This is a genomic window from uncultured Salinicola sp. (assembly GCF_937921195.1).
GTDB lineage: Bacteria > Pseudomonadota > Gammaproteobacteria > Pseudomonadales > Halomonadaceae > Salinicola.
Window position 1 is genome coordinate 1 of sequence record NZ_CALFQK010000196.1, and the last position, 20,147, is coordinate 20,147.

Here is a 20,147-nt window from a genome sequence, read left to right on the forward strand (position 1 = left end):
ACTGGGAGGAGACCTCCGACGCGGGCTAGCGGCTGGCGTGAATCAGGGTATTGACGCCCAGCCCGCCCAGCACACCGCCACCGAGCCGCTGCAGCCAGCGCGAACCGCCGCGGCGATCGGCAGTGAGCCACCGTCGCAGCGGTGCGGCCAGTAGTACGGTGACGACGTCGGCAGAGGAGAAGATCAGGTTGGTGACCACGCCCAGACCGAGCAGTTGCCAAGTCATGGCGAGATCGGCCTGGGGCTGCACGAACTGCGGCAGGAAGGCGACGAAGAACAGCGCGGTCTTGGGATTGAGCACCTCGACCAGGAAACTGTCACGCAGCACTCGCCGTGCGGAGGCGCGTGATTCGAGCTGCGGCGCTTCACCCAGGCCCTGACGCCACAGCCGTACGCCCGCCCAGAGCAGATAAATCCCGCCAATCACCTTCATCGCCACGTAGGCCGGTGGCACCGCCGCGAACAGCGCCGCCAGTCCCAGCGTCGCCGCCACCACATGCACGTAGCAGCCAAGGTGCACGCCCAGTACCGCGAACCAGCCGGCGCGCTTGCCGCGCCCCAGCGTCTGCGCGGCGGTATAGAGCATGGCCGGACCGGGCAAGTAGGCGAAGCCCAATGCGGCCAGGATGAAAGCCAACAGGTCCATGACGATCACGCCTCCAAGATGAACCTTTCGACTGTAGCGCGCCCCACCCTAAAGACAAAGCCCCGCCACGGCGAACCGGGCGGGGCTTCATCAACTGAACGGCGACGACGTCAGGGCTTCATATCCTCGAAGAAGCGCTTCACGCCGTCGAACCAGCCCTCTTTCTTGGGCGAGTGGCGACTGGCGCTGCCCAGGCTGTCCTGGAACTTGCGCAGCAGATCCTTCTGCTCTTCGTTGAGGTTGACCGGCGTTTCGGTCACCACCTTGCAGAGCAGATCGCCCGCCGGGCCGCCGCGCACGGGCTTGACGCCCTTGCCGCGCAGCCGGAACAGCTTGCCGGTCTGGGTCTCGGGCGGGATCTTGAGCTTGACCCGTCCTTCCAGCGTCGGCACCTCGAGTTCGCCACCCAGCGCCGCGTCGACGAAGTTGATCGGCACTTCGCAATGCAGATGGCGGCCATCGCGCTCGAAGATCGGGTGTGGCTTGATCTCGACCTGAACGTAGAGATCCCCCGCCGGGCCGCCGTTGAGCCCGGATTCGCCTTCGGCATTGAGCCGAATGCGGTCGCCGGTATCGACACCCGCCGGAATCTTCACCGACAGCGTACGGGTCTCGCGAACGCGACCTTCGCCATGGCACTTGCGGCAAGGCACCTTGATGCTCTGGCCGCTGCCGTGACAGGTCGGGCAGGTCTGCTGGACGGCGAAGAAACCCTGCTGCATCCGTACCTGGCCCTGGCCGTGGCAGGTCGGGCAGGTCTCCTTGCTCGACCCCGGCTCGGCGCCACTGCCGTCGCAGTGCCCGCACTCGACGTGGCGCGGCACGCGAATGTCGACGGTGGTGCCGAACACCGCATTCTCGAGGTCGAGCTCGAGGTTGTAGCGCAGGTCGCTGCCGCGTTGCGGCGCGTTGGGATTGCGGCGACCGCCGCCCCCCCCGAAGATGTCACCGAAGACATCGCCGAAGATATCGCTGAAGCCGCCGGCTCCGGCACCGCCGAAACCGCCGCCGCCGAATCCGCCGCCCTGGCCGTCGACGCCGGCATGACCGAACTGGTCGTAGGCCGCGCGTTTCTGGTCGTCGGAGAGCACGTCGTAGGCATCGGAGACCTCGCGGAACTTCTCCGCCGCCTGCTGATCGTCCGGATTGCGATCCGGATGGTACTTCTGCGCCAGCCGACGATAGGCTTTCTTGATGTCCTTGCCGTCGGCGCCCTTGTCGACGCCCAATACTTCGTAATAGTCACGTTGGGACATTACTGAGTCCGCCTCCGTGTCGGTGCCGTGCAAACAGCAACGCGGGAGTCGTCCGAGCTCCCGCGCTGCTGCCGATCACACGGCGTCAGACGTCGTGGTTATTGCTTTTTCTGATCGTCGTTGACTTCTTCGAACTCGGCGTCAACCACGTCATCCTCTTTCTTCTTGCCGCTGGCCTGGGCGTCGTCGGCCGGCTGGCCTTCGGCCTCGGCGCCTTCGCCCTGCTCGGCATACATCTTCTGAGCCAGGTTGCCGGAAGCTTCGGTCAGGGCATCCAGCTTGGCCTGGATGGCATCCTTGTCGTCGCCCTTGAGCGCTTCCTCGAGCTCGCCAATGGCGGTCTCGATCTTGCTCTTCTCGTCGGCATCGACCTTGTCGCCGGCCTCTTCGAGCGTCTTGCGCGAGGCGTGGATCATGCCGTCGGCCTGGTTGCGCAGGGCCACCAGCTCCTCGAACTTCTTGTCCTCGGCCTCGTGGGCCTCGGCATCCTTGACCATCTGGTCGATCTCCTCGTCGGAGAGACCGCTGGAGGACTTGATGACGATCGACTGTTCCTTGCCGGTCGCCTTGTCCTTGGCCGTGATGTGGAGGATACCGTTGGCGTCCAGGTCGAAGGCGACCTCGATCTGCGGCACGCCGCGCGGCGCCGGCGGAATGTCGGCGAGGTCGAAGCGACCCAGCGACTTGTTCTGACCGGCCTGCTTGCGCTCACCCTGCAGCGCGTGAATGGTCACGGCCGTCTGGTTGTCTTCGGCGGTCGAGAAGGTCTGGGTCTTCTTGGTCGGGATCGTGGTGTTCTTCTCGATCAGCGGCGTCATCACGCCACCCAGCGTCTCGATGCCCAGCGTCAGCGGCGTGACGTCGAGCAGCAGCACGTCCTTGACGTCACCGCCGAGCACGCCGCCCTGAATCGCGGCGCCCATGGCCACGGCTTCGTCCGGGTTGACGTCCTTGCGCGCTTCCTTGCCGAAGAACTCGGCGACCTTCTGCTGCACCATCGGCATGCGGGTCTGGCCGCCGACCAGGATCACGTCGTGGATCTCGCTGTTGGAGAGACCGGCGTCTTCCATGGCGGTCTTGCACGGGCCAAGCGAACGCTGGACCAGATCCTCGACCAGTGATTCCAGCTTGGCGCGAGTGACCTTGATCGCCAGGTGCTTGGGACCGGTGTTGTCCGCCGTGATGTAGGGCAGATTGACTTCGGTCTGCTGCGCGGAAGAGAGCTCGATCTTGGCCTTCTCGGCGGCTTCCTTCAGACGCTGCATGGCGAGGCTGTCGCCGGACAGATCGATGCCGGAATCGCTCTTGAACTGCTGGACGAGATAGTCGATCAGCTTGAGGTCGAAGTCCTCGCCACCCAGGAAGGTGTCACCGTTGGTGGCCAGCACCTCGAACTGCTTCTCGCCATCGACGTCGGCCACTTCGATGATCGAGATGTCGAAGGTCCCGCCGCCCAGGTCGTAGACCGCGATGGTGCGGTCGCCGGTGGAACGGTCCATGCCGTAGGCCAGCGCGGCTGCGGTCGGCTCGTTGATGATGCGCTTGACCTCGAGACCGGCAATGCGGCCGGCGTCCTTGGTCGCCTGGCGCTGGGAGTCGTTGAAGTAGGCCGGCACGGTGATGACCGCTTCGGTCACTTCTTCACCGAGATAGTCCTCGGCGGTCTTCTTCATTTTCTTCAGCACTTCGGCGCTGACCTGGGGCGGTGCCAACTTGTTGTCGTTGACCTTGACCCAGGCGTCGCCGTTGTCGGCTTCGACGATCTCGTAAGGCACCATCTTGATGTCTTTCTGGACGACATCGTCCTTGAACTTGCGACCGACCAGACGCTTGATGGCGTACAGCGTATTGGTCGGGTTGGTGACCGCCTGACGCTTGGCCGCCTGACCGACCAGCGTTTCGCCGTCGTCGGTGTAAGCGATGATGGAAGGCGTCGTGCGGCCACCTTCGGCGTTTTCGATCACACGAGTCTTGTCACCATCGAGTACGGCGACACAGGAGTTGGTCGTACCCAGGTCGATGCCAATGATGCGTCCCATAATTCCTCACCTCTAACTATTCGTTAACGACTCAATTCGTTTGGATGACGGCGCTTGCTGCGCGATTGCTTGCTATGTGGGGGCTGGCCGGCGCCTTTCAAGTCCCCGCCGACATTGAGTTGCAGTATCGGCCCGGCCACGGCGCCCAGCCCTCTTACCCCGCCGCCTTGCTGACCACGACCATCGCCGGCCGGATCAATCGGCCGTTGAGGGTGTAGCCCTTCTGCATGACGTCCATCACGGTATTGGGTTCCAGTTCCGGATTGGGAACCATGGTCATGGCTTCGTGGAACTGCGGATCGAACGGCTCGCCCTGGGGATCGAGCTGCTCGACACCGAACTTGCTCAGCGCGTCGAGCTGCATCCTGAGCGTCATGGAGACGCCTTCGCGGTGCGTTTCGTCGACCTCCTGCATGCTTTCCAGCCCTTTCTCCAGGCTGTCGACCACCGGCAGCAGCTCCTTGACGAACTTCTCGAGCGCGAACTTCTTCGCCTTGTCGGCATCCTGCTCGGCGCGGCGGCGCGCGTTCTGCGCCTCGGCAGCGGCGCGCATCGACTGATCCTTGGCGTCCGCCAGCGCCTGCTCGAGCTCCTCGACCCTGGCGGCCAGGACCTCGGCCTCGGGGTTGGCCTCCCCCTCGATGTCATCCGCCTCGTGTTCGAGCGACTCCGCGAACTGCTCCAGATCACCGTCCAACGCCTCGTTGGTGGACTGGTGCTGCGGCTCGCCGTCGCGTTCGGCGCGCTCGAGTTCTTCGTCTACGGGGTTTTGCGGATCTCTAGCCATGAATCTCTCCTGGCAAGGTGTTGTGACAGTTACTCGACAAGCGTGACGCGGATTCGACAAGCGTCGGAAGTTGTCTGCCTATATGGGGCTATCGATTCAGATCTCAAGCGTTTCGCCACCACACCTGCACGACAGCCGTTGAAGGCCATTTTCGACTACTGTATAAACAACCAGAAGCCCGTGCGGTCGATCGTCCATCATCCGCTACCGTATCGCCGCCATCGCCCCAGGGAGGCTGCATGCTGATCCAACTCGCCATTCGTGACTTCGCCATCGTCGACACGCTGGATCTGGAGTTCCAGGCCGGCATGACCGCCATCACCGGCGAGACCGGTGCCGGCAAGTCGATCCTGCTCGGCGCGCTGGGCCTCTGCCTGGGCGAGCGGGCCGACGCCGGCGGCGTACGCCACGGCGCCGACCGCGCCGATCTGAGCGCGCGTTTCGATATCGCGGAGCGGGAGGACGCCAAGGCCTGGTTGGCCGCCCGCGAACTCGCGACGGACGACTGTCTTCTTCGCCGCGTCGTTACCGCCAGCGGACGCTCCAAGGCGTGGATCAACGGCCAGCCCTGCACCATCGCCGACCTGCGTGAACTGGGAGAGTGCCTGATCGACGTGCATAGCCAGCATGCGCACCAGGCTCTGCTCAGCGAGGACACGCACCGTCGCCTGCTCGACGACGCCGCCGGTCATCACAAGGCGGTCGCCGAGCTTGGCGACCTGCATCGCCAATGGCATGCGCTGCGCCGGAAGTATCGCGAACGCAGCGAGAACGACGAGGAGCGCCAGGCCAAGCGCCAACTGCTGCGCTATCAGGTCGAGGAGCTGGATCAGCTCGATCTCCAGGCCGACGAACTCGCCAGCCTGGAACAGGAGCAGGAGACGCTGGCCCATCTCGAGGAGAGCCTGCGCGAGGCGCAGTTCGCGGCGGATAGCTGCGACCATGACGAAAGTGGCGCATTGACGCTGCTTTCACAGGCGACCCAACGGCTCTCGCGGGTACCGGGAAGCGACCGCGGTAGCCTGGCGGACGCGCTCGGCATGCTCAATGATGCCCAGATCCAGCTCGAGGAGGCGGCCCGCGAGCTGCATCATTTCGTCGAGTCGACCGAGCTCGATCCGCAGCGGCTGGCCTGGGTCGAGGAGCGACTCGGCGAGGTCCATCGTATTGCGCGCAAGCATCACGTCATGCCGGAGGAGCTGAGCGAGCTGCATCGCCGGCTGCGGCAGGAGCTGGAGGCGCTCGACGGCGGTGACGAGGATCTCGAGACGCTGAGGAGCCGGCTCGACGAACTGCGCCAGCAATACCGTGATAGCGCCAGGGAGATCAGCGAAACGCGGCAGCGTGCCGCCAAGGTTTTCGCCCGGCAGGTTCAGGAGCAACTGGCGTTCCTGGGAATGGACAAGGCGCGCTTCGCCGTCGAGGTCACGCCGCTGGAGACGCCCCAGCCCCACGGGCTGGATCGGGTCAGCCTCCAGATCAGCGCCAACCCGGGCCAGCCGACCCGCCCGCTGGCCAAGGTCGCCTCGGGCGGCGAACTCTCCCGCGTCAGCCTGGCGATTCAGGTCGTGGCCGCGAGCCACAGCACCTTGGCGACGCTGGTCTTCGACGAGGTCGACGTCGGCATCTCCGGCGCTACCGCCGAGATCGTCGGGCAGTTACTGCGCCGGCTGGGCAGCGATGCCCAGGTCATGACCGTCACCCACCTGCCGCAGGTCGCCGCGCAGGCGCACCAGCACCTGCATATCGAGAAGCACTCCAGCGACGATACGACCCGCACCCTGATGTCCCAGTTGGACGAGGCCGGGCGGGTACGCGAGCTGGCGCGGATGCTGGGAGGCGTAAAGCTCTCCAACCGGACGCTGGCCCATGCCCGCGAGATGCTGGCGGCCAGTCAGAGCTCGGCACACTGATACGGACCGTCCCACGAGAATCAGGGGCCGGAGCGTCGAGCCGCAGCGGGGGGAGACATACGAAAAACGCCGACCCAAGGGTCGGCGTTTTGATGTTCTGTCGTGTTTCCACCGGCGACGTGGAGATTACTTCTTGATGCCATCCTGGCGTGTCGCCTTGGAGCCGCGGGGGCGAACGTACAGTACCAGCGCGTGCTCGACCAGCTCGTAGCCGTGCTCCTCGACGATCTCGCGCTGGCGACGCTCGATCTCTTCGTCGTAGAACTCGACGATCTCGCCGGACTCGAGATCCACCATGTGATCATGGTGCTCTTCCTGGGACATCTCGAAGACCGCGTGGCCGCCGTCGAAATTGTGGCGGACGACCAGTCCTGCCGCTTCGAATTGAGTCAATACGCGATAGACCGTCGCCAACCCGACATCTTCTCCAGACTCCAGCAAGGCCTTGTAGACGTCCTCGGCGCTCATGTGGAGCTCTTCTTCCTTACGAGTCGCTTCGAGGATCTGCAGAATCTTGACGCGCGGCAGAGTGACCTTCAGCCCCGCCTTACGCAATTCTTGGTTTTCGTCGGCCATGGTCGCTCTTCGCAGTAGCGTCTCGTGTCGGGTATGATCAATCCACGCAACGATAGTGAAAGACGGACTCAAATGCAAAATCTGATCAGAACGGTCGTACTTCTCCTCGCAGTCTCGCTCATCGCCGGCTGCAGCTACTTCGGCGTCTACAAAAGGGATATCCCACAAGGCAATCTCATCACCCAGGACATGGTGTCCCAGCTTCATCCTGGCATGAGCCGTTCACAGGTGGCCTACATCATGGGAACGCCGCTACTGGAAGCGCCCTTTTCATCGGATCAGTGGGATTACGTCTTCTATCTCGACGAAGCCTACGGGGGCACGGTGGAGAAACGCCTGACGCTGACTTTCCAGGACGACCAACTGGTCGACATCGCCAAATCCGGCGACATGGACTCGGACGTCGAGCTGAACCAGGACGATGGCCCAGGGCCTGCCGTGGAAGGCGCCGGCGAGAGCGGGTCGGTTCCGCAGATCGGCCCCAGCGGTATCTGAGATACCGGACGAACGGGCGGCTCAACGCGTCGAAGCGTTGGCCGCCCGTTCGCGTCGTGCCTGCTTGGGGTCGAGTTCCAGCGGTCGATAGACCTCGATGCGATCGCCGGCCACCGGCTGGTACTCCTCCGGAGAGGGCAGGCGCTGGCCGAAGATTCCCAGCGGCGCCTGCGTGAAGTCGAAGCCCCTCCATGCGGGGTGCCGGCTCGGCAGGTCCGCCAGCATGACCGCCCGCCTGGCATCGATGCCGGGCTCAAGTGTCAAGCGCACGATCGTCTGGTGTTCGGGGGTCGCGAAGGCGACTTCGATGGATTCCATCGGCATACCTGCTAGCGTCCGTAGACCTGATCGGCGCGGCGCGTGAAGGCATCGACCAACTGGCCCGCCACCTGCTGGAACAGCCGGCCGAACGCCATGCCCAGCAGGCGGTTGCTGAACTCGAAGCTCATCTCGAGCTCGATCTTGCAGGCGTCTTCGCCCATCGCCCGAAAATGCCACTGTCCGCTCAGCCGCTTGAAGGGGCCGTCGACGAGCGAAAGGTCGATGCGTTCGGGACGCTCGAGATCGTTGCGTGTCGTCACGCTCTGCTCCACGCCGCCCTTGGCCAATGTCATTCGGCCAATCAGATAGCCGTCTCCCTGCTCGACGACGCTGGCCCGCCGACATCCGGGCAGGAATTCGGGGTAACGCTCGAAATCATTGACCAGTTCAAACATCTGCTCCGGTGTATGCCGAACGAATGCAGACCGATTCACGCTGGGCATAGGGGTCTCCGCTGATTTATCGCCCCGACATGCGTATCATGGGGCTCCGTTTAGATGGCTTGAATGGTATCACGGCTGCCCTCATAACCAGGCTTCACACGATGCTTCGCCAACGCGCTCCCTCGACGCATGGCGTAACGACCATAGCGCACGGCGCACAGATCATCGAATGCATTGGCAGTGGGGCATACCGGATAACGCCGCAAAGAGGTGTCATGGGTAAGAAAAAAGGCAACGCGCCTAGCAGCAACACGATCGCCCAGAACAAGAAGGCTCGGTTCGAATATCATATCGACGAGACCTTCGAGGCAGGCCTGTCGTTGGCCGGCTGGGAGGTCAAGAGTCTTCGCGCAGGCAAGGCTCAGCTGACCGACACCTACATTCTGGTCAAGAATGGCGAGGCGTGGCTGCTGGGTAGTCATATCATGCCGCTCAATACGGCCAGCACCCACGTGCTCGCGGACCCGACCCGGACGCGCAAGCTGCTGCTGCATCGCAAGGAGATCGCCAGGATTTTCTCCAGGACGCAGGAGAAGGGGCACACCTGTGTGCCGCTCAAGCTCTACTGGAAGCAGAACCTGGTCAAGTGCGAGCTGGCCTTGGTGCGTGGCAAGCAACTGCACGACAAGCGCGCCACCGAGAAAGAGCGCGACTGGAATCGCGAGAAGGCCCGGGTCATGAGGGATCATGCCTGAGGCGGCGCTAAATGCTTGAGTCGGCACTTGATATGGCGCGGGCTAGTCACCATCTGATAGAATGAACGGGTTGTACGGGGGCGACATGGCTTCGACGCCGGTGACAATCCCTGAGGTGCATGCCGAGAGTGTAACGTATCTCGTAAATCCAACGTTGCAATTGAATAGTCGCAAACGACGAAAACTACGCTCAAGGCGCACTGGCAGCGTAAAAACTGCTAGTTGTTAGCCTGGCCCCAAAGCGATGTGCCCATTCATCGCGGCGGGGATATGAGCTAAAGCTGATGGGACCGCGGATGTCAGCGCTCTCCTGACATTCGTTAAACCTTAGAGAGATCGCAAGGTGCCATCCTGCCCGTCGGAGTGCACTGCGTTAAATCAAAAGACGGAACTAAGCATGTAGAGCTGATGGGCGAGTGCCGGCGGACGGGGGTTCAATTCCCCCCGCCTCCACCAAACAGCAAAAAGCACCCTGACGGGTGCTTTTTTTGTGGCCTGAACCCAGACATCCCGGCAGTGGTCCGCGGACCGGACGACCTCACCCCGCCAGCAGTGCCTTCATGAAGTCGTGATAAAATTCGCAGGGAGCGAATCGGCTCATTCTCTCCATCAGCTTGACCCTTTCGGCCGCCGGCATCGCACGCGCCACCCGATCGAGCTCGGCCTCGGCCAGCGTCTTCACGATCCGTCCGGGTGTTGCCAGGTAACGCTCGTTGGTCTGCAGGATCACATGGTCCGCGGCTTCGCGATCGACGATCTCATGTACGTAGCTGCCGGGTAGATTGACCACGACGACCCGCCGGAAGACGTTGGCAAACAGCGTCGCGAACCCGCCCGCGCCCGCCGACGATCCTCCGAAGACGACCAGGGTTCGAGCGTGGAGCGGCCGGGGGTTCTCGAAGATCGTGATATTGCCGGTTCCCGGCAGGTAATTGGAAAAACGGCAGAATGCGCCGCTCTTTCCCCGGAAGACGGCAACGGTGGACGAGGATTTGGCCGGGGGCTCCCGCTTCGACCCCAGGTCGCCCACCACCTCCCGCTGCTCGAAGGCATATTGCGACTCGAAGTCATCGTCGAATCCGAAGTGGCGCATGCAGGCGGCAAAGGCGAGATAGGCACCGCGACCGCTCCAGTGGGTGTCCGTGGGATAGTAGCTATCCGCTATCGCCCGCATCGCGGCAATGGGGTTGCAGTAATCCACCCCGCCCTGCTCCAGCAGCGTCGACACCTGTTCGGTGATGGTGAGTTCGGCTCCTTCGTAGGGATAATGTTCCGGCCTGACCTTCTCCTTGGAGTTGGCGATCAGGAACAGCAGGGAGCGCTGCCGCTGGAGCGGCCCGAGTTCGGCAGCGAAGCGTTGCCACTGTGACATCTCCTCATCGCTCAGGCGCTTCTTGCCCGTGAACTGGTCGATACTCGCGTTGGCGTCGTTGGCGAGGAACAGCCACCCCTCCCGTCCCTCGACGACCTCCATCACCGGTGCGATCGACAAGCTCACGCACTGCTGCAACTCGCCATTCTCGCGACGAACGCCCAGGGTCACTCCCGCGGAGATATCCAGTGAGTGCTCGAATTCCCAGGCGCCGGCACTCCTCCCCTCATGCGGCTCCCGCAAGACCAGGGACGAAGCGCCATCGGGGTAGGTGGCAACCAGTTCGGGCTGCCGGTCGGGTTGTCCGTCGACCCGACCCCGAATCCGATAGCGCCTAAAGGCTTCGAGTGTCGCAATCTGACGCTGGCCGTCGATGGCCTCCCAATGCAGCGCGTGCGCTGCCGGCAGTGGCTGGACCATTACCTGGTACTTTCTTGCCTTCTGACTGGCGATGACGCTCTTGAGATCCATCAACACGGGGTCGTTGGGGCGTTCTTCCAGCGCCAGATCCACCGTGCGAAGCGCCGCCGCGAACTGCTTCGCCGCGAGCATGGCCCGCGCCTGACGCAGATAGACCTGCGGAGGAAAGGCCGCCTGGTGATCGAGTATCGACTGCCACCTCTCGGCCGCGGCGGACCAGTCACCACGGGTCATCGCCGCCTCGGCATAAGCGATACTCAGCTTGAGTGGCGGCTGGGGGGATTTCTGCAGCACGACAGCCATCAAGGCTTCCTGCTTGGCGGTTTCACCCGCGCCCTCGTATGCCTGCATCAACGCCCGAGCGAGTTCCAGGCTGTCGATTCCGGCTCGAAACGCGGGCTCCAGCAACGAGATGGCGCCGTCAAAATCCTGGCGATCCAGCCGCGTCGTCGCTTCGGCCACCAGCTCGGGAGTGCGCTCGAGACGTTCGGCAAAAGAGAATGAATGCATGACAGCTCCATAGTGGCGTGCAACGGGGAGTTCCGGAAACGACGCTGCCGGCGAATCGCGAAATCACGCTGCCCGGGCCCGCTGGTTCATCCCGACTATATCGCAGCCTCCAACTGGCCCGACATCGCCCGCCGAGCATGAACTTTGTCATGGATCCTCAGGAATGACGCCCTCACCGCCGGCCATCCTCCAGCATCCACCAGGCAGGCGTTCGCCGGCAGAGACAACGGGATCCGGGTCGAACCTCACTGCCGAAGCCCTGGAAAGCTCGATCAGATCGGCTAGCCTCATAGGATCGCCGTGGTCCCGATGGACGCGTCAGTTTGTCCCAAACGATAAAGTGTTACCCTACCGACGGTCGGGTGGGTGCAACACTGCCCGATCGATCCATCCATAAGACAAGGAGGTTGGAGCTTGACAGTCCTTCGCCCCGATCGCTGGCTCAGTCGCTGGCTATTGCTACTACTTTTGATATTCGCCGCGCCGGCACTGGCTCAGGAAAGTGGCTCCGAAGGGCAGAATGCTCAGGGTGGTCCGGCTTATTCCACCATGGCGGACTTGCTCGAAGACTCGCAGTCGCGTCAGGCGCTGATCGACCAGTTGCGGGAGTTGGCCGCGCAGCAGGAATCCGGCGATACCCAGCAGAGCGGCGCCCAGGAATCCAGCGATGGCGCCAGCGAGACCTCCCAGAGCGGCCAGGGATCGACGGCGGCGAGCGACGGTGGCGAGAGCTCCCCCGCCACGGCCTCCTTCCCCCGCAGAATGGCGCAGATGACCAGCGATATCGCGGGTGACATCGGCGGGCAGTTCACCAGCCTGGCCACCATGATCGGTGGCTTCTTCACCAGCGGAGACGCCGCGGCAAGCAGCGGTCCCTCATTCAGCATGAGCGATTTCCTCAGTGCGGCGATCGATCTCGCGCTGGTCATCGTTGCGACCGTCGCCGCCTTCCTGATTCTGCGCCGGATCGCGAGCCCGCTGTTTTCGAAGTTCAGTCAATGGGCCTTGCATGGCGGCGGACGCAGCCATCTGCTGCGGGTCATCGTCGCCGTGGTACTGGCAGCCGTCGTCGACGTCATCGTCGTCGTGCTCGCCTACGTGGCCGGCAATCTGGTCGCGACCTTCCTTGTCGGGGAGAGCGGCAGCCTCAATACCCGGTTTTCGCTGTTCCTCAACGCCTTCCTGATGATCGAGCTGTTCAAGTGCGCGCTGCGCATTCTCTTCTCGTCGCACCACGAAGGGTTGCGCCTGGTATCGATCGAGGCCGCTCAGGCCAGGCGCTGCAACCGCTTCCTGGCAATGCTGGCCGGTTTCGTCGGCTACGGCATGCTGGTCGCGGTACCGATTCTCAATACCAATCTCTCACTCGCGTTCGGCAAGGCCGTGAGTGTATTGATCATGCTCATCGCGCTGATCTGGGCAATAGGCGTGATCCTCAAGAACCGTAACGGCGTCCGCGACATGATCATCGCCAAGGCCGACGCGGCCCAGATGTCCGCCTCACGCGTGGCACTTCGGCTGTTCGCACGGACCTGGCACATCGTCGCCCTGCTCTACGCCATCATGGTGTTCGCCGTCACCCTGCTGCATCCCGAGACGGCGCTGCCATTCGTGTTGATCGCAACGCTCAAGACGATCATCTACGTCGGCGTCGGCATGCTGGTTTCCAGCATTCTGACCCAGCTCATCGGGCGACGCATCGACCTCGGCGACAACATGCGCACCCGCCTGCCGCTGCTCGAGGCCCGGCTGAACTCCTACATCCCGACGCTGCTGAAGATCATCCGCGCCATCATCCTGATCGCCGTGGTGATGTACACGCTCGACGCCTGGAAAGCCTTCAATCTCGCCGCCTGGTACGCCAGTGATGCGGGATCGCACACCGTCGCGACGGTGATCCAGGTCATCCTGATCCTGATCATTGCCGCGATGGTCTGGATTGGCCTGGCCAGCCTGATCGAGAACTATCTCAATCCGGACACGGGTGGCGGCGCTCCCACCGCGCGAGCCAAGACCCTGATGAGCCTGTTTCGCAACGCCCTGGCCATCACGCTGGTGATCATGACGCTGATGATCGTGCTGTCGCAGATCGGGATCAATATCGGGCCGCTCATCGCCGGTGCCGGGGTACTGGGCCTGGCCATCGGTTTCGGCGCCCAGAAGCTGGTGCAGGACGTCATCACCGGTGTCTTCATCCAGCTCGAGAACGCCATGAACACCGGCGACGTGGTCACCGTGGGCGGCATCACCGGTACCGCCGAGCGCGTCAGCATCCGCTCGGTGGCGATCCGCGACCTGTCGGGTACCTACCATATCGTGCCGTTCTCGTCGGTCGACACGGTGTCCAACTACATGCGCGAATTTGGCAATCACGTCGGCGAGTACGGCATCGCCTACCGCGAGAACATCGACTACGCCATCGAGCAGCTGGAAGCGGCCTACGAGGAGCTCAAGGCAAGCGAGGAGCATGGCCATAAACTACTGGCGCCGATGACGGTGGCAGGGGTCATCGCGCTCGCCGACAGCTCGGTCAACATCCGCGTGGTGATCAAGACCACGCCGGGCGACCAGTGGGGAGTCGGCCGCGCCTACAACCGGCTGGTCAAGCTCTACTTCGACCGGGCCGGTATCGAGATCCCGTTCCCGCATACCACGCTCTACTTCGGACAGGATCGCACCGGCTCGGCACCGCCCGCCAACCTGCGGATCATGCAGGAGGACTTCACGATCGACGGTAGCCCCGCCGGTCAGCCGAAGTCTCACCAGACCGACGCGCCAGCAGCGATCGAGGGCGAAAGCCAGTCGAAGACGACCCCGAACCAGCAGGCGCAGGACCGGACGCATCGCAAGCCCACCGATGACGACGTCGACGGTGACGAGACCGACGATCCTCGCTGAGTTGGTCCAGTCCGCGTTTCCAGGCCGCCTGCGGGCGGCCTTTTTTATAGTCGTTCGTCCCCCGTGCCCCCCGAGGCGGCGGCGCCCAGCATCGCCGCGCCGCGCACGCCGCTCGAGCTCCCGAAACGAGAGCGGAGGACGCCCGGCGTCTCGACACCGGGGAACAAGTGCGCCGCTATCGCCGCCGGCAAAGCCGCCAACAATCCATCCAGGGTCGAGAGACCTCCGCCCACCACGATCACCTGCGGCGACAGTAGCTTGACCACGTTGGCCAGGGCACCGCCCAACAGGTCTAGATGGCACGCCCGCGCGCGCTGCGCCGCTGGTTCGCCCGCCCTCCAGGCCGCGTGCCACTCCTCGGCGGTGGACGACGCGCCCCCGAAGTGACGATGCAGTCTCACCAGGCCAGGCCCGGCGATGTAGGTTTCCAGGCACCCCGACAGGCCACAGCCGCAGGTCGGGCACGGCAGCCCGTAGTCTCTCGCCGCAGCGGCGGGTAGCGGCAGGTGCCCCCACTCTCCGGCAAACCGGCCCCCACCCCTGAGAAGCCGGCCGTCGACGATCGCGCCACCACCCGCCCCGGTCCCCAGGATTGCACCGAAGGCGTGACGCACCCCCTCTGCCGCGCCACCGGGGCCGGCTTCCGACACCACGAAACAGCGGCTGTCGTTCTCGATCACGAAGGCGCGATCGAGAACCGCCCCAAGCGCCGTCTCGAGCACAAACGGACGCAGTCCCGGCAGATTCGCCGTGATCAGATGGCCGCGCTCATCGAGCACGCCCGGAAACCCGAGCCCCAGCGTGCCGCGCCCGTCACAGCCGCGGTCCGCCTCCCGCACCAGCGCGGCCAGCATCGACAGGAAGGCTTCGCCGTCGTCCGACGGCGTCGGCTCACGCCAGCGATCGAGACAGACCCAATCCCGGTCATAGATCGCAATCTCGGTCTTGGTGCCGCCGACATCGATACCATAGTGCATGGGGCGTTGTTCCTCGTGACGACTTCATTTCGATCGGTAGCCTGCCTCGAGACGTCGCCGAGGGCGATTTCCCGGTGGCCACAAAAAAGGCGCCCGCAGGCGCCGAGGAGAGCAATCGGTCGAAGGCCGAGATCAGCGCGTCATGTCGCTGGGCTGCGGCAGCGCGGGTAGCGACTTGTCCAGCAGCGTCACGCTCTGACGATAATAGAGTTGGCTCTTGCTGTGGTCGCCGAGATTGGCGTAGAGCCTCGCCAGCTCGGCGCAAACGACGCCACTCGGACGCTGGCGCTGGCTCGCTTCGAAGTACTCCTGCGCCTTGCCCCAGTAGGCATTGCGCAGCGACAGGCGACCCAGGGTCAGCAACAGATCGGGATCGTTGGGCCGCTCCTGCAGCCACTTCTCCGCGTACACCAGCTGGCGCGCCGCATCGACATTGAGCAGACCGTAGCGCAACACCAGACGGGTGTCCCAGTGCTCCTTGAGCGAATTGCGCAGCAGGCGTTCAGCGTCGCCCTCTTCGCCCCCCTTGATCAACGCTTCGGCGTAAAGCCCGACCAGCTCGACATCGCCGCGCAGATTGTCCGGCATGTCGGCCCACAACGAGCGCACGCGCGGCAGGTTGTCCTCCTGTTGTGCAGCCTGCACCAGCAGCTCGCGATAGACCCGCTGGTCGAGCGCCCGACGCTCGTCTTCGGTAATCAGGCGGTGCTTGTCGAGACGCGGCAGCAGACGCCGCATGCCGTCCCAGTCGTTGACGCTGAGATAGGCCTGCTTGAGCAGCTTGAGTACCTGCGGGTGTTCCGGCAGTTGCTGTTCCAGGCGCGTCAACGTCGCCAACGCTTCCTCGAACTGCTGACGATCCAGCATCAACTGCGCCTGCACCAGACCGACCGCGGTATCCGCACCCTCGGTGCTGTGATGCGCCCGCTTGAGCAGCACGTCCGCCTGCTCGTAGCGCCCCTGGTAGTGCGCCGCCAGCGCCGCGGAGAGATAGTTGACCAGCGGCGTGCCGGAGTCGTCGGCCGCCTTGGTGAGTGACTTCTCGGCACGCTTCCAGCGACCTTCCGCCAGCGCCACCAGCCCGCGGACGGTGCGCCTCATCGCGGTACGGTGGCGGGTGCGGCTGTTCCATACCTTGAGCCGGCTCACGGGACGACGCAGCCGCGTCAGAGCCCGCAGCAGGAAATGCAGCACCAGAAAGGCCGCCAGCAACAGGACGCAGCCGAACCAGAACGAGGTCTGGACGGAGGTGTCGCCGACACGAATGAACCAGTAGCCCGGCAGCGATTGCATCAACTGCCCGAACAGCGCGCCGACCGCCAGACCGAAGACGATCAGCAGGATCAGCTTCCTCATGCGCCCTCTCCCTGTGCCGACCCCTGGTTCGCGCTACCGCCTCGCGAACCGCTGCCCTGCGAACCTTGCTGGTCCCCGTTGCCGAAGCGTTGCTCGATGAAGCGCTTGAGCAGCTGCGAGGATTCGCTGATGTCCGGCAGGTCCGGGCGCACATCGTTGTCACGCAGGCTTTTCAGCTTGTCGATCGACTTGGCCACACCGTCGTTGTCGGTGGCGTAATAGCCCTCGACCAGTTCCGTTGCCTTGCCGAGGCTGGCCTGATAGAGCTCGGGCTCGGACTTCAGCAGTGCCAGTTGCGCCTGCTCCAGCAGCAGCCGCACGTTTTGGCGCAGATAGGACTCCTGTTGCGGCGTGATCAAGGCCTCCAGCGGCTGGTCGTGTCGTCGTACGGTCACCAGATCCTTGAGTTCGCGACCCAGCGTCGCCAGCTGCTGGCGCCATCCGCCGCTCGGCTGGGCATCGCCCTTGCCGGCGGCGATCTCTTCGATATCCTGCTTGAGCGGCAGTCGGGCCAGCTGCTCCTGCTGCGCCATCAGCGCCAGATAGATGCCGGTGCGATCGATGACCGGCACCGAATCGAGCGACGCCAGTTCGGACTGGATGGCGCGACGAATCGGTACCAGCGCCGGGTTGTCCGCCTCCCGAAGCCGGTCATCTGCCGCCTTCAACAGCGCCTTGGCACCCTTGACGTCGCGCTCGAGCTGAAGCCGCTGATTGGCCAGACGCAGAAGATACTCGGCCTCGGCATGCAACCATTCGCGCGGGTCGGCCTGCTGCTGCTGGGCCAGCTCCTTGAGCACCTTGTCCAGCGTGTTGTCGAGGTTCTGGCGATACTGGTCGAATTCGCCCCGCATCATCTTCAGGTTCTGCTGGCGACTCTGGTCGAGCTCGCCGACTTTCGATTCGAGTTGATCGAGCGTGGTGCTGTTGGTGCCGATCTGGCTCAACTGCGCTTGCTGCGCCTGCAGTTTCTGCCATCCCCGATAGCCGACGAACGCCACCACGATCGCCAGCAGAATCACCAGTATCAGGGCCAGCAGGCCCAACTTGCCGCCAGTGCCGCGCTTGCCGCCACCCGAGGTCGCGCCACTCCCCGCCGGTGGCTGGCCGCCACCCGGGGGCGTTTTGCCGGTCCGGCCGGGATTGCCGTTCGAGGGTTTGGACTTGCCTGCCGATGGCGACTTGCTGCCGGCATTCGTCTTGCCGGCCTCGTCGGTCGAACTGCTGGAAGCGCTCGACGCGTCGCTCACGGTTCCCGGCTTGCCGGTCGCACCGTCGGCGGAGACTGGCTGAGCGACGTCGGGCTTGATCGGATCGGTCGAGCCGGCCTTGTCTGGCGAACCGGCGGATGAGGGCTTCCGGTCACCGCCCGTGTTCGATGCCTCGGACGACGTCGCCTTCGAATCCTGCCCGGCCGACCCGGCCTGGCCGTCAGGTGTCTGCTCGCCATCGGAAGCCGGTGCCGACTGCGGTTGCTGATCTTTGCTCTGCTTGCTCATCTATCGCTAGCCTTTTTCGTGATCACCCTGATCGAAGGTGGCGCTCCGTGGACCGAGCACCGCGCGAATCTCTGCGTCCAATGCCGCGGGAGAGGCGCCCGACGCCACGTGAGGCGAGCCGAACCCCAACGTCCCCGCCAGTGTAGCCAACCGCGGACTCGAGACGATTAGCGGTTGGTTCAACGCAACCGGGCCACACCACGTGACCAAATGTTGCAATATTTCTCCGCTGGTCACCACCAGCGCGGCGAAATCACCGCGCTCGAGCCATTCTGCCGCCGGCGGCGAGGGCGCCCGGTAACGGCGCCGATAGAGCGCCAGGACCTCGACATCCGCCCCCCGCTCCCGCAGGCGTTCCGGCAGCAGCTCGCGACCCGACTCGCCGCGAGCCAGCAGCAGGCGCTTGCCGGCCACCGCCCTGAGCGACGCCACTTCCAGCAGCGCTTCGCTGTGTTCGCCGCTCGTCCGCGGGGGGATGACCGCCGGCACGCCCAATTCCGTGTAAAGCCTCTCCGCGGTGGCTTCGCCGACGGCGTAGAAACGCAGCCGCTGCGGCAACTGCGGCCAGTATGACGCAATGGCCTCGGCAAGACACGTCGCCGCCTGCGGACTGACCACGATGACGCCGTGGAACAGGTCGAGATCGAGCAGCGCTGCCCGACCGACGTCCGCCAGCGCCACCGGTTCGAAGCGCAGGAGATCGAGCGCGGCCGTGACGAAACCGCTCCGTTCCAGCGTTCGCGCCAGAATCTCGCCACGCTCCCCGGGACGCGTCAGCAGTACGCGGCCGGTCATCACTCGCCGCCAGCGCCCCCGTAGACCTCGGCGAGGATCTCGCCGGCCCCCTGGGCCAGCAGATCCTCAGCCACCCGAATCCCCAGCGACTCGGGCTCCATGGCCGATCCCCGGCCCTCGGCGCGCAGTACGGTCGAGCCGTCCGGATGGCCAACCAGTCCGCGCAGCCAGAGCGTGTCGCCGTCGTTCTCGAGCACGGCGTAGCCGCCGATCGGCACCTGGCAGCCGCCATCCAGGCGCGTGTTGAGCGCCCGCTCGGCGCGCACCCGGGTCGCCGTCGCGGCGTGGTCCAGCGGCGCCAGCAGGGAGACCAGCTCCGCATCGTCATGGCGGCACTCGATGCCCAGCGCCCCCTGGCCGCAGGCCGGCAGGCTCTCTTCCGGGGTAAGCTCCGCGGTGATCCGATCGGCGAGCTGGAGCCGCTCCAGCCCCGCCGTGGCCAGGATGATCGCCTCGAAGTCGCCTGCGTCGAGCTTGCCCAGGCGGGTCTGGACGTTGCCCCGCAGCGAGAGCACTTCGAGGTCCGGCCGGCGCGCGCTGACCTGCAGGCCGCGGCGCAGGCTGGAAGTGCCCACCCGCGCGCCCTCGGGCAGTCCGTCGACGCCGGAGTAGTGGTTGGAGACGAACGCGTCGGTGGGCGCCCCGCTCTCCAGAATCACCGAGAGCCCCAGCCCCTCGGGGAAATGCATCGGTACGTCCTTCATCGAGTGCACGGCCAGATCCGCCCGGCCATCGAGCATCGCCTCCTCGAGCTCCTTGACGAACAGCGCCTTGCCACCGACCTTGGCCAACGGCGTGTCGAGGATCTGGTCACCGCGCGTGGAGAGCGGCACCAGTTCGATGCTCAGGTGCGGATGATGATGTTCGAGCAGCGCCTTGACGTGTTCGGCCTGCCACAGCGCCAGGGCGCTCCTGCGGGTTGCGATTCTCAATCTGTTAGCGTCGGGCACGCCATTCTCCGGGTCGGATGGACGCCCCAAAACGCCAGGGCATGCGCTTCGGGATGCGTCATCAAGTGGGTGTTCGTCTGCGCGAACCTCAGCATCCCATGATAAAGCAGTCGCCGACCGAGTAAAAACCGGGCGGCGCGCAGCGCGCCACGCCTTGCATCCCGCTTCTCGACCGCGAGTTTCAGCGTCCTATGCCGAC

Annotated in this window: 17 protein-coding genes and 1 other RNA gene; 5 read left to right on the forward strand and 13 right to left on the reverse strand. The window is 64.5% G+C overall.

Annotation, left to right across the window (positions count from 1 at the left end):
* Nucleotides 1-25 precede the first annotated feature (25 nt).
* The 4 genes from Q0602_RS23055 to grpE all read right to left on the reverse strand — a co-directional run bounded on the left by Q0602_RS23055 (nt 26) and on the right by grpE (nt 4,728).
* The gene (locus Q0602_RS23055) at nt 26-646 is read right to left on the reverse strand and encodes a LysE family translocator (RefSeq protein ID WP_298848375.1); all 621 of its coding nucleotides are present in this window, start codon (nt 644-646) and stop codon (nt 26-28) included.
* 110 nt (nt 647-756) lie between these two features.
* Nucleotides 757-1,902, reverse strand: coding sequence for a molecular chaperone DnaJ (gene dnaJ / locus Q0602_RS23060; RefSeq protein ID WP_295035951.1), 1,146 nt, complete (start codon nt 1,900-1,902; stop codon nt 757-759).
* 98 nt (nt 1,903-2,000) lie between these two features.
* Nucleotides 2,001-3,941 carry a molecular chaperone DnaK gene (gene dnaK, locus Q0602_RS23065; RefSeq protein ID WP_298848377.1) on the reverse strand — a complete coding sequence of 647 codons (1,941 nt, stop codon included), beginning with the start codon at nt 3,939-3,941 and terminating at the stop codon, nt 2,001-2,003.
* 154 nt (nt 3,942-4,095) lie between these two features.
* A complete protein-coding gene (gene grpE / locus Q0602_RS23070) occupies nt 4,096-4,728 on the reverse strand; it encodes a nucleotide exchange factor GrpE (RefSeq protein WP_298848379.1) in 633 nt (210 codons plus the stop codon).
* Nucleotides 4,729-4,967: 239 nt separating this feature from the next.
* Here grpE and recN point away from each other — a divergent pair, with 239 nt between their 5' ends.
* A complete protein-coding gene (gene recN, locus Q0602_RS23075) occupies nt 4,968-6,641 on the forward strand; it encodes a DNA repair protein RecN (RefSeq protein ID WP_298848381.1) in 1,674 nt (557 codons plus the stop codon).
* 126 nt (nt 6,642-6,767) lie between these two features.
* On the opposite strand, the gene fur is transcribed toward recN, so the two are convergent.
* Nucleotides 6,768-7,217 (reverse strand): ferric iron uptake transcriptional regulator, encoded by a 450-nt coding sequence (gene fur, locus Q0602_RS23080; protein ID WP_149435543.1) that lies wholly within the window; start codon nt 7,215-7,217, stop codon nt 6,768-6,770.
* A gap of 72 nt (nt 7,218-7,289) precedes the next feature.
* Here fur and Q0602_RS23085 point away from each other — a divergent pair, with 72 nt between their 5' ends.
* Entirely contained in the window at nt 7,290-7,712 is a 423-nt protein-coding gene (locus tag Q0602_RS23085; RefSeq protein ID WP_298848383.1) for an outer membrane protein assembly factor BamE, read from the forward strand.
* 21 nt (nt 7,713-7,733) lie between these two features.
* Here the strand turns inward: Q0602_RS23085 and Q0602_RS23090 are convergent, their stop codons facing one another.
* Nucleotides 7,734-8,030 (reverse strand): RnfH family protein, encoded by a 297-nt coding sequence (locus Q0602_RS23090; protein ID WP_367277008.1) that lies wholly within the window; start codon nt 8,028-8,030, stop codon nt 7,734-7,736.
* An 11-nt stretch (nt 8,031-8,041) separates the two neighbouring features.
* Complete coding sequence (locus tag Q0602_RS23095) at nt 8,042-8,476, reverse strand: type II toxin-antitoxin system RatA family toxin (protein WP_149435546.1); 435 nt, start codon at nt 8,474-8,476, stop codon at nt 8,042-8,044.
* A 215-nt stretch (nt 8,477-8,691) separates the two neighbouring features.
* On the opposite strand from Q0602_RS23095, the gene smpB reads away from it, so the two are divergent.
* On the forward strand, nt 8,692-9,171 hold the full coding sequence (smpB, locus tag Q0602_RS23100; RefSeq protein ID WP_110597749.1) for an SsrA-binding protein SmpB: 480 nt from the start codon (nt 8,692-8,694) through the stop codon (nt 9,169-9,171).
* A 76-nt stretch (nt 9,172-9,247) separates the two neighbouring features.
* Nucleotides 9,248-9,627, forward strand: a transfer-messenger RNA (tmRNA) gene (ssrA, locus tag Q0602_RS23105).
* Between the two features lie 82 nt (nt 9,628-9,709).
* On the opposite strand, the gene Q0602_RS23110 is transcribed toward ssrA, so the two are convergent.
* Entirely contained in the window at nt 9,710-11,473 is a 1,764-nt protein-coding gene (locus Q0602_RS23110; protein WP_298848388.1) for a hypothetical protein, read from the reverse strand.
* A 414-nt stretch (nt 11,474-11,887) separates the two neighbouring features.
* Here Q0602_RS23110 and Q0602_RS23115 point away from each other — a divergent pair, with 414 nt between their 5' ends.
* Complete coding sequence (locus Q0602_RS23115) at nt 11,888-14,371, forward strand: mechanosensitive ion channel domain-containing protein (RefSeq protein WP_298848390.1); 2,484 nt, start codon at nt 11,888-11,890, stop codon at nt 14,369-14,371.
* Nucleotides 14,372-14,415: 44 nt separating this feature from the next.
* Here the strand turns inward: Q0602_RS23115 and Q0602_RS23120 are convergent, their stop codons facing one another.
* The 5 genes from Q0602_RS23120 to hemC all read right to left on the reverse strand — a co-directional run bounded on the left by Q0602_RS23120 (nt 14,416) and on the right by hemC (nt 19,948).
* Nucleotides 14,416-15,348, reverse strand: a complete 933-nt coding sequence (locus Q0602_RS23120; protein WP_298848392.1) for an ROK family protein — start codon at nt 15,346-15,348, stop codon at nt 14,416-14,418.
* A 132-nt stretch (nt 15,349-15,480) separates the two neighbouring features.
* Complete coding sequence (locus Q0602_RS23125) at nt 15,481-16,704, reverse strand: heme biosynthesis HemY N-terminal domain-containing protein (protein ID WP_295039336.1); 1,224 nt, start codon at nt 16,702-16,704, stop codon at nt 15,481-15,483.
* Nucleotides 16,701-18,203, reverse strand: coding sequence for a uroporphyrinogen-III C-methyltransferase (locus Q0602_RS23130; protein ID WP_298848395.1), 1,503 nt, complete (start codon nt 18,201-18,203; stop codon nt 16,701-16,703). Before Q0602_RS23130 ends, Q0602_RS23125 begins: the two co-directional genes overlap by 4 nt.
* Nucleotides 18,204-18,209: 6 nt before the next feature.
* On the reverse strand, nt 18,210-18,998 hold the full coding sequence (locus Q0602_RS23135) for a uroporphyrinogen-III synthase (protein WP_298848397.1): 789 nt from the start codon (nt 18,996-18,998) through the stop codon (nt 18,210-18,212).
* Nucleotides 18,998-19,948: a hydroxymethylbilane synthase gene (gene hemC, locus Q0602_RS23140; RefSeq protein WP_295039793.1), complete on the reverse strand. Its 951-nt coding sequence runs from the start codon at nt 19,946-19,948 to the stop codon at nt 18,998-19,000. The genes Q0602_RS23135 and hemC overlap by 1 nt, the downstream gene beginning before the upstream one ends.
* Nucleotides 19,949-20,147: the final 199 nt, after the last annotated feature.